Annotated in this window: 11 protein-coding genes; 5 read left to right on the top strand and 6 right to left on the bottom strand. The window is 62.7% G+C overall.

The features are described from left to right. Positions 1-178: 178 nt before the first annotated feature. The 4 genes from E1958_RS07490 to prfB all read right to left on the bottom strand — a co-directional run bounded on the left by E1958_RS07490 (position 179) and on the right by prfB (position 5,568). Entirely contained in the window at positions 179-3,508 is a 3,330-nt protein-coding gene (locus tag E1958_RS07490; RefSeq protein ID WP_133511329.1) for a DEAD/DEAH box helicase, read from the bottom strand. A gap of 75 nt (positions 3,509-3,583) precedes the next feature. Continuing rightward, positions 3,584-3,982: a type II toxin-antitoxin system VapC family toxin gene (locus tag E1958_RS07495; protein ID WP_133511330.1), complete on the bottom strand. Its 399-nt coding sequence runs from the start codon at positions 3,980-3,982 to the stop codon at positions 3,584-3,586. After that, positions 3,979-4,239, bottom strand: coding sequence for an antitoxin (locus E1958_RS07500; RefSeq protein ID WP_133511331.1), 261 nt, complete (start codon positions 4,237-4,239; stop codon positions 3,979-3,981). The genes E1958_RS07495 and E1958_RS07500 overlap by 4 nt, the downstream gene beginning before the upstream one ends. A gap of 230 nt (positions 4,240-4,469) precedes the next feature. Continuing rightward, a protein-coding gene (gene prfB, locus E1958_RS07505) for a peptide chain release factor 2 (RefSeq protein ID WP_133511332.1) occupies positions 4,470-5,568 on the bottom strand; the annotation gives its coding sequence in 2 pieces (ribosomal slippage) (positions 4,470-5,492 and positions 5,494-5,568; 1,098 coding nt in all). 537 nt (positions 5,569-6,105) lie between these two features. Here prfB and E1958_RS07510 point away from each other — a divergent pair. Genes E1958_RS07510 through E1958_RS07525 form a run of 4 tightly spaced genes read left to right on the top strand, consistent with a single transcriptional unit; the run spans position 6,106 to position 9,288 of the window. Next, a complete protein-coding gene (locus tag E1958_RS07510; RefSeq protein ID WP_133511333.1) occupies positions 6,106-6,381 on the top strand; it encodes a polyhydroxyalkanoic acid system family protein in 276 nt (91 codons plus the stop codon). Between the two features lie 12 nt (positions 6,382-6,393). Further along, on the top strand, positions 6,394-7,005 hold the full coding sequence (locus tag E1958_RS07515) for a hypothetical protein (RefSeq protein WP_133511334.1): 612 nt from the start codon (positions 6,394-6,396) through the stop codon (positions 7,003-7,005). Further along, positions 6,998-8,284, top strand: a complete 1,287-nt coding sequence (locus E1958_RS07520; protein ID WP_165741735.1) for a toll/interleukin-1 receptor domain-containing protein — start codon at positions 6,998-7,000, stop codon at positions 8,282-8,284. The genes E1958_RS07515 and E1958_RS07520 overlap by 8 nt, the downstream gene beginning before the upstream one ends. Beyond that, entirely contained in the window at positions 8,281-9,288 is a 1,008-nt protein-coding gene (locus E1958_RS07525; protein WP_133511336.1) for a hypothetical protein, read from the top strand. The genes E1958_RS07520 and E1958_RS07525 overlap by 4 nt, the downstream gene beginning before the upstream one ends. 698 nt (positions 9,289-9,986) lie before the next feature. Here the strand turns inward: E1958_RS07525 and E1958_RS07530 are convergent. Together E1958_RS07530 and ybeY are read right to left on the bottom strand one after the other, a co-directional pair. Continuing rightward, the gene (locus E1958_RS07530; RefSeq protein WP_133511337.1) at positions 9,987-10,889 is read right to left on the bottom strand and encodes an HlyC/CorC family transporter; all 903 of its coding nucleotides are present in this window, start codon (positions 10,887-10,889) and stop codon (positions 9,987-9,989) included. A 6-nt stretch (positions 10,890-10,895) separates the two neighbouring features. Further along, positions 10,896-11,363: an rRNA maturation RNase YbeY gene (ybeY, locus tag E1958_RS07535; protein ID WP_243725246.1), complete on the bottom strand. Its 468-nt coding sequence runs from the start codon at positions 11,361-11,363 to the stop codon at positions 10,896-10,898. A gap of 864 nt (positions 11,364-12,227) precedes the next feature. Between ybeY and E1958_RS07540 the strand changes: the two genes are divergently transcribed. Further along, the gene (locus tag E1958_RS07540) at positions 12,228-13,094 is read left to right on the top strand and encodes a DUF6279 family lipoprotein (RefSeq protein ID WP_133511339.1); all 867 of its coding nucleotides are present in this window, start codon (positions 12,228-12,230) and stop codon (positions 13,092-13,094) included. The last annotated feature ends 6 nt before the right edge of the window (positions 13,095-13,100 follow it).

The raw sequence follows: 13,100 nt of genomic DNA on the forward strand, positions 1-13,100 counted from the left end.
TCCCTTTGTAAAACTATTTGAAATCAGCGGGAACAACTCCATTAGTGGTATATCCTGCCAGCCAAGGGCGCGAAAGATAATCATTCGACAACCGAAATCATACTGCACCACCTCATCCCTCATACATCCTCTCACCACTAACCACTAACCACTAACCACTAACCACTAACCACTAAGATTACTCCTTGGCGATCGGAGCGAACAGGAGCTCAAGATCCTCGGCGGTCAAAGACCCCGCCGCGGCACCGCCCCCCGCCAGCATGGCATCCGCCAACGCCTGCTTGCGCGCCTGCAGCTCCGCCACCCGCTGCTCCACCGTACCCTCGGTAAGCAGCTTGTAGACGAACACCGGCTTGTCTTGGCCGATGCGGTGGGCGCGGTCGGTGGCCTGGCGCTCGGCGGCCGGATTCCACCAGGGATCATAGTGGATCACCGTATCCGCCGCCGTGAGGTTGAGCCCGCTGCCACCGGCCTTGAGGCTGATGAGAAACAGGGGGACCTCCCCGGCCTGGAAGCGATCCACCGGCAGGGCCCGGTTGCGGGTGCGGCCGGTGAGCTTTACGAAGTCCTGGTTCTCGCGCAGGCCACTGCGCATCAGTTCGTCCTCGATCAGGGCCAGCATGCTGGTGAATTGGGAGAACAGGAGTACGCGACGCCCCTCGTCGCGCAGCTCCGGCAGCAAGGTCATGAGTAGCTCCAGCTTGGCGGAGCCTTTGATTTTGCGGGCGCTTGCGAGCGCCACCAGCCGCGGGTCGCAGCATACCTGGCGCAACTTGAGCAGGGCGTCGAGGATAATGATGCCGCTCCGGGCCAGGCCCTTGCTTGCCACTTCTCGGCGCACCCGTTCGTCCATGGCCAGCCGCAGGGTCTCGTAGAGGTCGCGCTGATCGTTCGCCAGGGGCACCTGGCGCAGGATCTCCGTCTTTGCAGGCAGCTCCGTGGCCACTGCCTCCTTGGTGCGACGCAGGAGGAAGGGGGTCACCCGCCGGCGCAGCTGTTCCTGGCGGTGCGCGTCACCATAGCGCTCGATGGGGGTGCGGAACAGCCGCCGGAAGCGGCGTTCGTCACCGAGCAACTCGGGCAACAGAAAATCAAACAGGGACCAGAGCTCCCCCAGGTGATTCTCCAGGGGGGTGCCGGTGAGACACAAGCGGTACCGGGCCTCCAGGGAGCCGGCCGCTTGGGCGGCCTTGCTGCGGGGGTTTTTGATTGCCTGGGCCTCGTCCAGGATGAGGAGATGATAGGCATGGGCGCCCAATGCCTCGTGGTCGCGGAACAGCAGTGGATAGGTGGTCAGCACCAGGTCGTGGTCCGGGATGGCCGTGAAACGGCGCCGGCGCTCCGGGCCATGGAGCAGCAGCACCTTAAGGGAGGGGGCAAACCGCTCGGCCTCTCGCTGCCAGTTGAACATCAGGCTGGTGGGCGCCACCACCAGGCTGGGGCGGTCGGCGCGGCCACCTTCCTGTTCGACCAAGAGATGCGCCAGGGCCTGTACCGTCTTGCCCAAGCCCATATCGTCGGCGAGGATACCGCCCAGGTCGTACTCCCGCAGGAACTGGAGCCAATCCAGACCTCGGCGTTGATAGGGCCGTAACTCGGTTGTAAGTCCCGTCGGCGGGGCCAGCTCCGTAAGGCCCTGGAATCCCCTGAGCCGCTGCCCCCATTCCCGGGCCGCCTCACCGCCCCGGAAGATCAGCCGCGGGTCCGCCGCCTCGAGCTCCGCCAGCTGGGTCGCCTGCAGGCCGGACAGGCGCAACCGCCCATCGCCCGTCAGGGGCCGCTGGGGGTCGTAGAGCTCGATCAGGGTAGACAGGATGGACCGCAGTCGCCCCGCCGGCATCAGGATCAGACGGCCATCGTCGAGCCGCACCTGGAGCGTCTCCTCGTCCTGCATCCGGGCCAGCGCGGGGAGCGAGAAGTCGGCCTGGTAACGTTGAATCAGATCCACCAGGAGCGGCAGCAGATCCAGGCGCTCACCATCCACCTCCACACCCAACCCGAGGTCGAACCAAAGCTGCCCCTCGAACTCGGCGATCTCGATCCGCCAGTCGTCCCCCAGGTGGGCGATCCGAAAGTGGAAGCCGTCCTCCGCCTGGATCTGCCAGCCCTGCTCCACCAGGCGCGGCACATCGCGCCCCATGAAGCCCAGCCAGGCTTTGTCGTCGGGCAGCTCGAAGCACAGCCCGGTATCCTCCTCATCGCCCAGGCTGCGGATGAGTCCCAACCCTTCCAGGGTTTGGATCGCCGCGGACTCGCCCGCCAGATCACGCCCGCTCTCCAGCAGTACGCCCTGCTCGACCCGTTCGAGTGTCTCCTTCCGATCCCGGGGATCCACGGCCCCGAACGGGCCGTACCCGAAGGTCAGAATGGCGCTGTGGGACCAGCTGGGCTCCAGCTCGACGCCCCAATAACGGCCTGCGTGGTCCGCGTTCAGATCCCGGCTCTGTAGGTGCAGACAGGGGATGGGAGATTCGGCTGCAACCCGGCGGCGCTCGGTGCGCGATGGCAGGGGTAGGGCGAGGCTCCGTAACGGCGCCGGCGCTGCCTCATCCAGGGCCTCCACGGACTGGGGCGTCAGCGCCGGGGCCATCGCCAGCAGGCTGGCCTCGCGCGCACCGAGTCCGGTCTCCAGGGGACCGCACTCGCCCGTCGCGGGGTCCAGATACCAGGGCGGCAGCGCCGGGAGCAGCGCGAGCCCCGGACGATCGGCCTCCAACCTCAGGTGCAGACGGGTATCTTCTTCCAGGCGCCACAGGAGCTTGCCCGTCAAGGGGGCGGCGAGCTTGAGAACCGGGCCGTCCACAGCCTGCCAATGGCCGCGCCCGGTGAGCGCAATGGCGCGCAGGACATCGGCGCTCGTCTCCCCTTTCAGCGCCGTGTCCGGCTGCATGACGACCCGGTCCCGTCCGGCCTCGATCAGCAGCATGATGCGATGATCCTCCGGCGTGGTGAAGCCGGCCCGGGACTGAGCCGAGATGTTGTAGTCCTGGGGCTTACCATAGCCCCCGGCCACCAGGCGTCGCACCTTGACGGCCTGCACCAGGATACGCTGGAGACCAAACCGTTCCTCGCAGCGGAGCAGATAAAGCAGCCGCTGCGGATCCTCACGGGCGGCACCGGCTGCGGCTGCCTGTTCCACCTGGCTGAGCCAATTGCGCACCTCCGGCGGTAGTTCGGGGGATGCATCCGACTCCTGACGTTGCGCCGACCGATCGCCCAGCGACAGCAACGTCGCCACCACATGCTTGCAGTTGTACCCCACCGGGCAGGAGCACTGCCCGACCACCGTGAGCTCACCGGCGTCTTCCTGCTGGAGGTGCACGACGCACTGATAGACCCGTCCCCCGGAACCCCGCACGCGCCCGCTCACCAGGCCCTGGGCGGCGTTGTAGTCGGCAGTCAGTACCCTGCCATTGCGCCAGTAACGGGTGCCGCGCTCCAGGTAGCTCGGGGGAAAGGCGTCTTCCAGATCTTCGTCGGCAAGATTAAAGGGGATGTCGTTGGGCATGGGACCTTGGATGGATGAGAACGAATTCAGAATTGTTCGGATCCGGCAGCCTGGAGCGCGGGAGCCGGAGAACAGTCACCTTGTCCAGTCCTCAATCATCAGGTCGGGGGTTTGTCCGAAGGCCTGGTCGTTGGTCACCAGCACCGCACCGACTCCAAGCGCGTGGGCGGCGATCAGCAGGTCGAGCGGCGCCAGTATCCTGCCCTGACGTTCCATAGCGGCACGCACCGTCCCATAGTGTTGCGCGATGGTATTGTCCCAGGGCAGCGCATCGACGCGCCGTAGAAACTCCCTTACAACAAGGCCGAGCCGCTTCGCACCCGGCCGCTTTGCCAGGCCGAACCAGAGTTCGCCGGCGGTGATCGCAGACACGCAGAGGGCTGCCATTGGTGCCGTTTCCACCCGCTTTGCCACCATCGGATGTTGCCTGAGTAGATGACTCACCGTGTTGGTGTCGAGCATGTACCGGCTCATTCCGTCCATCCCGCAACGGGATCACGCGCTTGGAATCCCTGCCGGCGCTCGTCTGCATCCAGGAAATCGTCCGGCACCTCGGCACCCTTAAGCACGGCAAAAAAATCGTCCCAGGTCGATGGCTTGCGCGACAGGATCACGTCGCCGGTCGCCGGGTCTTGACGGATGAACACCTCTTTGGTTTCGAACCGGTAGGCGGCAGGTAGGCGCACCGCCTGGCTGCGCCCGTTGGTGAACAGTTTGGCGACCTGATTCATGGTTGGCTCTCCCCCGTGGATAGTCGTCATGTCGGGTGGCGGTCGTCCCTGACCTTACCCGACCTACGCCGGCTCTCCCGTGTGGATTGGATAGAGACCAAAAGTCTATGTTAGAGAGCGTGATATATCAAGGCATATGCCTGGCGGTATCGCGCATCCCCGCGCGACGAGAGGGGTCACGGATACCCGTTCCCACTTGCCGACAGGCAGATGCGGGCAAAACATGCGGGTTAAAGCCCCCCTTTGAGACTGGCCTCGATAAAGGGATCCAGATTGCCGTCCAACACCGCTTGGGTGTTGCCGATCTCCAAGTTGGTACGCAGGTCCTTGATCCGGGACTGGTCGAGCACATAGGAACGGATCTGGCTGCCCCAACCGATGTCGGATTTGGTGTCTTCCACCGCTTGCTGGTTGGCCCGGCGTTTTTGGATCTCCAGCTCGTAGAGCTTGGCCTTGAGCTGCTTCATGGCCGTGGCCTTGTTCTTGTGCTGGCTGCGTTCATTCTGGCATTGCACCACGATCCCAGTGGGATGATGGGTGATCCGTACCGCCGATTCGGTGCGGTTGACATGCTGGCCACCGGCCCCGCTGGCGCGGTAGACATCGATGCGTAGATCCGCCGGGTTGATCTCCACCCCCACGTCGTCGTCCACCTCCGGGGCCACAAACACGGCGGCGAAGGAGGTGTGGCGCCGGTTTCCCGAATCGAAGGGGGATTTGCGCACCAGCCGATGCACGCCGATCTCGGTGCGCAGCCAGCCGAAGGCATAGTCGCCGTCGAATTTGACGGTCGCGCTCTTGATGCCCGCGACCTCACCCGGAGAGACCTCGATCAGCTCGGTCTTGAAGCCGCGCCGTTCCCCCCACCGCAGATACATGCGCAACAACATCTCGGCCCAGTCCTGGGCTTCGGTTCCACCGGAGCCGGACTGGACGTCCAGAAAGGCGTTCTTGGCATCCATCTCGCCGGAAAACATGCGGCGGAATTCCAGTTCGGCGATGCGCCGCTCATAATCCGCTACATCGGCCACCACCGCGTCGACCGTTTCCGTGTCCGTCTCCTCCGCGGCCATGGCCAGGATAGCGGAGGCATCGGATAGGGCCGCATCCAGCTCGTCGAGGCCGACTACCACGGCCTCCAGATCGGCCCGCTCCTTGCCCATAGCCTGCGCGCGCTCGGGGTCCTGCCACAGATCCGGCGCCTCGAGCTCACGCAGGACCTCGGTCAGGCGCTCCCGCTTCTCCGCATAGTCAAAGATACCCCCTAAGGGACCGGACGCGCCCCGTAAGATCGCCGATCCTCGCTACGATAGGATTGATGTCTTGCATGAATTCCTCCAACTTAAGACCAAAACATAAAGCTAAATGGTAATCGAATGTGAGCCGCAAAGACGTGAAGGATGTGCGGCCTACTCAATATCCACATCTTTAAAATCCGCAGATTACGCAGATTTCCGCAAATGAAAAACAGGAACAATCTCAAAAATCTGCGTAATCCGCAGACACAAGGATGTCATTTTGCGGTTCAAATCTTTAGGATTCAAACTATAGGGCATGCTGGTAGTGGCTCAGTTCGCGAAAAAATGGAAATTGCGAAAAAACGCAATGACGCAAGGACGCCAAGACGCAAAGAAAGAACAAAAAAACTTTGCGTCTTGGCGCCATTGTGTCCTGGCGTTAAATGGGCCGGAAAGTGAGCGGCCAAGCATAAATTTTTCAAACTGAGCCACTGCCGGCATGCTCAGGTCTTGCGGAGTCCAGATCCGGACCGACACCCGGCAGGATCAAGGTGTCCATTTCCTCGCCCCATTTCCTCGCCGAGGCACCCGGAGTCGGACGCATCGCACTTTAAGATAAAGGCCCCACATGGCAAACATCCGCATCCAGAGAACCCACAAGCTCGGAACCGAGAAGGCCCGGGTCCAGGTGGAGGCGTTCGCCCGGTCGCTCAAGGAGGAGCTGCAGATCGATTACGAGTGGGACGGCAACCGGCTCATATTCAAGCGCACCGGTGCCTCCGGTAGCCTTGAGGTCGGGGTCGATTCCCTCGAGCTGGACATCGAGCTCGGCCTGTCCCTCTCGTTGCTGGCAGGCACCATCGAGAAAGACATCAATAAAAAACTGGACGCTGCGCTGAAATGACAGGAGAACCCGATGCCCGTCTTTAGCAAAGGTAACTTCACGCTCAATCTCGGCATCGCCTCCATCAGCACCGAAATCAGCGAGGAAGACCGCCAATGCGCCTGGGAGCTTTACTGCGAGCTGGTCTCCCGGGTCGCACTGATGGGCAAGGAAGACGCCCGCGGTGAGCTGGTATTCACCGGCGAGCTTTACGACCAGAGTCTGGACTCCCTCTACGCCTTCTTCCGCGAGGCGCGCGGATTGATGCGTCGCTATCCGGTCGGACGGATCAAATCAGAAAGCACGCAGAACCATCTCGGGTTCTTTATCGCCGCCTTGTTGGAGGTGGTGATTCGCCCCTTTCTGGAGCAATGGCAGGCGAGCTACCGCCACTGGTGGAGCCGGGAGTGTGAGCGTCTTCCCCAGGCCTCGCCGTTCGAGCGCCAGCAGGGGTATCCCCAGCTGCAGAAGATGCTCGAGGATTGGCGGGTGGTGCGCCGCTTTTGCCGCAGCGCGGCCAAGGAGCTGACCGAGCAGTTCAAGCTACCCGATGTGACGGCGCTCGAGCCTCCTGAGCTCAAGCAACAATGGCTGGCGGAAACCAGCGCCCTCATTGATGCCTGCATCGAGAAAGGGGATGTCTGAGCCGGTCCGCATCACCCTCCTTTGGCACCGTGAGCGTGCCGAGGGCAAGGACCTGGCGGCCACCGTTTTCCGCTGGTTCCGCGGCGATCCGGACGATCCCGGCGAGGTCGGTCGCGGCCTGCCGGTGCACTATCGCTGTCTGCCGCTGGAGCCAGCTACCGCCACCGACGGCAGTGTTTCCAGGGGGAGTTCTGACCCAACGCCGCCTGGCTTTCACATCGCCGTCCCACTGGTGGACGAGCACCTGGTAGTGGACCCGGCATGCCGTGCTTATCTGACCGATCTGGCCAATGGGATTAACCGTGTCGGGGGACTGTTGGTACCTGTGGCCCTCGCAGCGAGTGCCTATCAGCTGCCCTTTGCGGTCAGCCGACTGAATTATCTGCGCCTGGACCGGACCCTGGATCCGGACCACTGGGGCTGGGAGCAGCGTTCGCGGGTGCGGCGCGAACGCCTGATCTCGCTGCTCACCCAGGTCGTCGCACGTGAGCTGTCCGCATTGTCGGAGCCGGGGGCACTGCCGAAGAATCACAACCAGGAACCGGCATTGCCGCCCCCAATCAAGGTCTTTATCAGTCACGCCAAGGCGGACGGTGTGCGGGAGGCCGAGGCATTACGCAGCGCCATCCTCAACCGGGGCCAGCTGCAGGCCTTCTACGACGAAAGCGATCTACCCATCGGCTACGCCTTCGAACATCTCCTGAACCAGGCCGCCGTTGAAGGTCATGGGGCCGAGACCCAGGCCATGGTGGTCGTCTTCTCCGATACCTATCCGAGCCGCCCCTGGTGTCAACGTGAGATCCGACTCGCCCGCCAGCCACGCCAACTCGGCACAGGTGGCGCCGGTGCCCGCTGCTGGCGGGTCAAGCCGCTGGTAATCGTGGCGACCCTGGCCGGTAGCGAGACCCGGATGCTGAGCGAGGCCGGCCAGGTACCCCTTATCGCCTGGGATCCGGACCGGGTAGGACGGATTATCGACTTCCTCCTGCGCGAGATCCTGCTGTTGCGCTATAACGAGCTACGCGGACTCGCGCTGCTCCAGACCGAAGACGCCAACCCCGATCTCGGCCGGCACGCTATAAATTGTTTGCCGGATGTCTACTCGGCAATCGAGATCGCAAAATCCGTTGCCGCGACCGGGAGCGCGCTGACCGAACTCCTGATCCCACCGCCGGGGATATCTCATGACGACCGCGAACGGATCGGCCGTTTGATCTCCACCGGCGCCGATCCGGTCCGCATTACCACCTTCGACGAAGCCGAGCTGCAAATACCATGACCAAACCCAGCCAACAATTCCTCGTCGGTATCTCCATCTCCGAGAGCCCGGATCTGGAACGGCTCGGCCTCGGCAAGGAACACCTGGCCGAGCAAATGATATCCATCGCCCGTGCCGTGCTGCGGCTCGACGACGAGATCGGTCTCGTCTACGGCGGCGATTTACGCCCCGAAGGCTTTACCTGGCGACTATTCGATATCGCCCTCAGCGAGCATCGACCACCATCGGGGAAAGCACCCGAACCGCCGCGGCGGATCTACAACTACATGGCCTGGCCCTACTATTCGAAACTCGCCAAGCATAACGAAGCACAGATGGTCAACGACTGCCACTTTATGCGGGTAAGACCCAGGGATGCCGGCTTCCCCAAGATTCCGGACGATCGCGCTCAGGATCAACAAACGGATCCGCCGGGGGCGCTGGTCGCCTCCTGGTGTCTGACCCGTATGCGGGAACTCTCCACCTACGGTGGTCATCCCACGCTGGAAGGCGAATTCGCGCCGCCCATGCAGGCGCGCATCTTGCTGGGCGGCAGGTCCAGCGGCTATATGTCCTTCATGCCCGGCCTGTTCGAGGAGTTCCTGATCTCACGGGCGCCGCCGAACAACCGACCGCCGATACCCGTATTCATCATCGGGGCCTTCGGTGGCGCCGCGGGACAGCTCGCCGATGCCCTCTTGGACCAAGACCAAGCGGACGACCCCCTCACATTGGAGTTCCAACTGAAGCAAGCGGCTGCCGCAGGCAGACGGGAACTCAAGCAACTCATCGACCACTATGCCTCCTACCCGCACCTTGTCATTGAAGACCGTTACCAGGCACTGCGTGATGCCGTCGGGTCACTGCGCGACGCCATCACCGGCAACGATGCTCAGGCACCGGGTAACGGCCTGACCCCGCTTGAAAATCGTGCCCTCTTGACCAGCCGTGACGAGGTCGAGATTCGCCGGCTGTTGGTGAAGGGATTGAAAAACCTACGCACCAAGGATTCGGCTTCCGCTTAGAGGCTGTCTAAAAACTAGGGGGTGTTCTCAATTAACAAATTATCTAAGGATAACAACCCGTTACGAGCTCGCGTAGGGCGGATAAGCTGGCGCCATCCACCGTCTGCCAGCCACCTCCGTCGGGTGGCGGCCATCCCTGGCCTGACCCGACCTACGGACCTGATTTTCGTGATGAGTTGGCTCAATTGAGAACGTCCCCTAACCCATTGATATTCGGCTGGCTCCCCACGCTCCAGCGTGAGAGCAAATCCCGACGCTCCAGCGTCGATTAAGCGCCTCGGTAGGCTAACGCCAACGCCGATCAGCACAAAGGCGCTGAGTCCGCGGGAGCGGACAAGACGGCGTTCCCACCTGTCTGCGTGCGGCACGCACAGGCAGGCGCTGGAGCGTGGGAACGAGCGTGAAATATCGGTGGTCCCGAGAGCCGACAACATGTCGGCGGTTCCAGGGGCCGACAGGATGTCGGCGGTCCCGAGCCGGCTGGGACCGCCGTCTTTCAGACGGCTTACGCACCCAATGACCAGCTGTCGGCAACGGTCAGAGCAGACGCTTTCTGGTTACGACACCCTCGGCGGGGGAGGGGTTTTTGAGGGGCTTCTGCGACACCCTCCCGGGGGGGGAGGGAGTGCAGCTTGTGGCGTGCCTGACACACTGCGAGTGGCGATGTTTCCATTTAAACTTCAACCACTACCGGGGCATCAAACAGCTGAATCGGCCTGCTGCTCACCCTCGGAATCCTCACCCTCGGGATCCTGACTCTTTAGCGGCTGAACGCCGAGCAGGTGAATGCGGCGGCTGTCCGCCCGCATCACGGTGAAGCGAAAGTGGGAAACTTGGATCCGCTCGCCCTGCTTCGGCAAACGGCCGAACGCATTCACGACCAGCCCGCCGATGGTATCGAAGGCTGCGTCGGGAAGGTCGCTGCCGAAGTAATCGTTGAATTCCTCGATGGTGGTACGGGCCTTTGCCGTATACTCGCGCGCGCTGCGTTTGAAGATCGGCGGGCCCTCGTCGAAATCGTGTTCGTCCTCGATCTCGCCGACGATCTGTTCGAGCACATCCTCGATGGTCACTACCCCGGCTGCGTTGCCGTACTCGTCTACCACAATAGCCATGTGGTTACGGCTGGTGCGAAATTCTTTGAGCAGCACATTGAGGCGCTTGCTCTCGGGTACGAATACCGCCGAGCGCAGCAAGTCGCGGATGTTGAAGGCGCGCTGCTCCTTACTGCTTACGCATAGCGGCAGCATGTCCTTGGCAAGCAACATGCCTACGACTTCCCCCTTGTCATCGCCAATGACGGGGAACCGGGAGTGGGCGGATTCGACCGCGACCCTGAGGATCTCTTCGAGGGGATCGTCACGGCGCACACAGACCACATCCGCCCGGGGGATCATGATGTCGCGCACGCGCAGGTCGGCGACCTGCAACACACCTTCCAGCATGCTCAGTGCTTCGGCATCGAACAGGGCGCGGCTTCTGGCGTCCTGCAGTAATTCGACCAGCTGCTCTCGGTCCTGGGGCCCGCAGCCGATCAGCCGGCCAAGCTTCTTCAGCCATGCCCTTACCTGGGATCCGAGTCTGGCCCGAACGCTCGTCATAAAATCCTACTTGTCCTCATAGGGTGCGGGGAATCCTAACCCTAAGAGTAGGTGCCTTTCCAGCCCTTCCATCGCGATCGCCTCGGTGGTGTCCGCGTGGTCGTAACCGAGGAGGTGCAGCACCCCGTGTACCACAAGGTGGGCCCAGTGGGCTGCGAGCGGTGTGCCTTGCGCTCGGGCCTCACGGACCACCAGCGGAGCACAGATCACCAGGTCCCCGATCAGGTCAGAGTCCACCATGCCGGGTAAGGGCTCGTAGGGGAAAGACAGCACGTTTGTCGCCCCGCACTTGCCGCGAAAGCGCCGATTGAGATCGGCCCCCTCGGACTCATCCACCAGCCGGATGCTCAGCTGCGCGCTGGTGCGCCGGTTAGCCAGGACCGCCGCTGCCCAACGATGGAACTGCTCGTATCCGGGGAGATCCGGCGTTGCGGATGCGTTCTGAATATCCAGCTCTAGGGCGATTTCCGTCACATGACATACCATAAAGTGGTGCGTAACCCTAACAATATAGCTGCCAGCTACCAGTCGCCAGCTACCAGCCGTTGCAGCAATGCCCGCTTGCCTGATCTGCCCACATCTCAAGCGGTCCGCACAGCGAACCCTACGCTGACCAGCTGATTATGTGTCGGGTCCGCGGTGCGGACGGCTGGGATGTTGCGGCCATCTAGCCTGTGAAAACCATTGGTTAGTGCAGATAACAACCGGAAAGAGAACCACGGATGAACACGGATCGACACGGATGGAGACCAATCCGTGTCGATCCGTGGTTCGAGATAGCGAAGATTAGATCGTTTGTTAATTGCGAACACCCCCTAGCAATATCGATCGAAACTAGGTTTCTTCTCGTCCCCACGCGCCGCGTGGGGATGTGGAAGCTCCGCGCCGCGGAGAAGGCAGGTCGGAACAGCCTCTTGCCGGCAAATCCGGGCCGGCAGGATGCCGGCGTTCCCAGCTTCTTCTCGTCCCCACGCACCGCGTGGGGATGGGGAAACTCCGCGCCGCGGAGAAGGCAGGTCGGAACCGCCTCTTGCCGGCAAATCCGGGCCGGCAGGATGCCGGCGTTCCCAGCTTCTTCTCGTCCCCACGCGCCGCGTGGGGATGGGGAAGCTCCGCGCCGCGGAGAAGGCAGGTCGGAACAGCCTCTTGCCGGCAAATCCGGGCCGGCAGGATGCCGACGTTCCCAGCTACGGTCCTGTTATCCGATAGTACAGGCTCACCCTGGATCGGCTCCAGGCCAGGAAACCGAGCCAACGGGATTCTGATACCCTGTCGGGTCATCGGGAACCGCAAGCTACCGGGCACCCGATCCATTCAGTCGAAAAGTCAGGATTTCCAATGCGCTTCCGTCGAATCTTTGTGCTCTTGCTGGTGTCGCTCCTGGTCGTAGGCTGCAGCCGGGTCTCGATCTTCTATCGCACGCTGGATCTCTTCATCGAAAAGTATGCGGACGATTATCTCTCCCTGGACAGGAGCCAGTTAGCGGCCTGGAGACCGACCCTCGCCGACGGCTTGGCCCGCCATCGCCGGGAGGAGCTGCCTCACCTGGCGGCCTTTTTCGGTGGCCTCTATGATGCAACGCAGGCGGGCTTCAAGGCCGCCGGCACCGAGTGTCTGCTTGATGCCTTCGAGGACCTCTACCGCCGTCACTTCCGCTTGGCCGCCGAGCTGGCCGCCCCCTTGCTGGTCTCTCTGAGTCCACAGCAGATACGGGGGTTGGAGCGCAAATTCGCGGAAGAGGCCCGGGACGAGGCGGAGAAAAACCGCGACCTGGAACGCCGCCTGCGCAAGCGTGCCGAGCGTTGGTCCGAATCCGTCGAGTGGTGGATCGGTCCCCTGACCGGGGCGCAGCGGCAGATCATCCGCAAGGTAACTAGGGCGATGCCGGATACCGCCGCCGACTGGGCGGCTTACCGTGGGGCCCGCCGGGCCAGGTTGATCCGGCTGCTGGACCGCCAGGCCGGGGAAGCCGAGATCCGCCGCTACCTGACCGATTGGTTAGCCGACCACAAGGATTTGCCCCCGCCGTTGCGCACGGCGAAACAAGGGATCCGACGCCAGATCGTCCGCCTCTTCGTGCGCCTGGACGCCAGCTTCAGCCGCACCCAACGGACCCACTTCAAGGAGCGGCTCGCCAACCTCCGGGACGATTTTATGGGCCTTCAGAAGAACCCACGTATGGCGCCTCTAAGTTGCGCGAGGTAGTGCCCC

The organism is Candidatus Thiosymbion oneisti, from assembly GCF_004359955.1.
In the GTDB taxonomy this organism is placed as follows: Bacteria; Pseudomonadota; Gammaproteobacteria; order Chromatiales; family Chromatiaceae; genus Thiosymbion; species Thiosymbion oneisti.

What these genes read in the sequence shown, in the direction of transcription:
- E1958_RS07490 (WP_133511329.1), bottom strand. Translation starts at nt 3,508, where the DNA reads ATGCCCAACGACATCCCCTTTAATCTTGCCGACGAAGATCTGGAAGAC.
- E1958_RS07495 (WP_133511330.1), bottom strand. Translation starts at nt 3,982, where the DNA reads ATGAGCCGGTACATGCTCGACACCAACACGGTGAGTCATCTACTCAGG.
- E1958_RS07500 (WP_133511331.1), bottom strand. Translation starts at nt 4,239, where the DNA reads ATGAATCAGGTCGCCAAACTGTTCACCAACGGGCGCAGCCAGGCGGTG.
- E1958_RS07510 (WP_133511333.1), top strand. Translation starts at nt 6,106, where the DNA reads ATGGCAAACATCCGCATCCAGAGAACCCACAAGCTCGGAACCGAGAAG.
- E1958_RS07515 (WP_133511334.1), top strand. Translation starts at nt 6,394, where the DNA reads ATGCCCGTCTTTAGCAAAGGTAACTTCACGCTCAATCTCGGCATCGCC.
- E1958_RS07520 (WP_165741735.1), top strand. Translation starts at nt 6,998, where the DNA reads ATGTCTGAGCCGGTCCGCATCACCCTCCTTTGGCACCGTGAGCGTGCC.
- E1958_RS07525 (WP_133511336.1), top strand. Translation starts at nt 8,281, where the DNA reads ATGACCAAACCCAGCCAACAATTCCTCGTCGGTATCTCCATCTCCGAG.
- E1958_RS07530 (WP_133511337.1), bottom strand. Translation starts at nt 10,889, where the DNA reads ATGACGAGCGTTCGGGCCAGACTCGGATCCCAGGTAAGGGCATGGCTG.
- E1958_RS07540 (WP_133511339.1), top strand. Translation starts at nt 12,228, where the DNA reads ATGCGCTTCCGTCGAATCTTTGTGCTCTTGCTGGTGTCGCTCCTGGTC.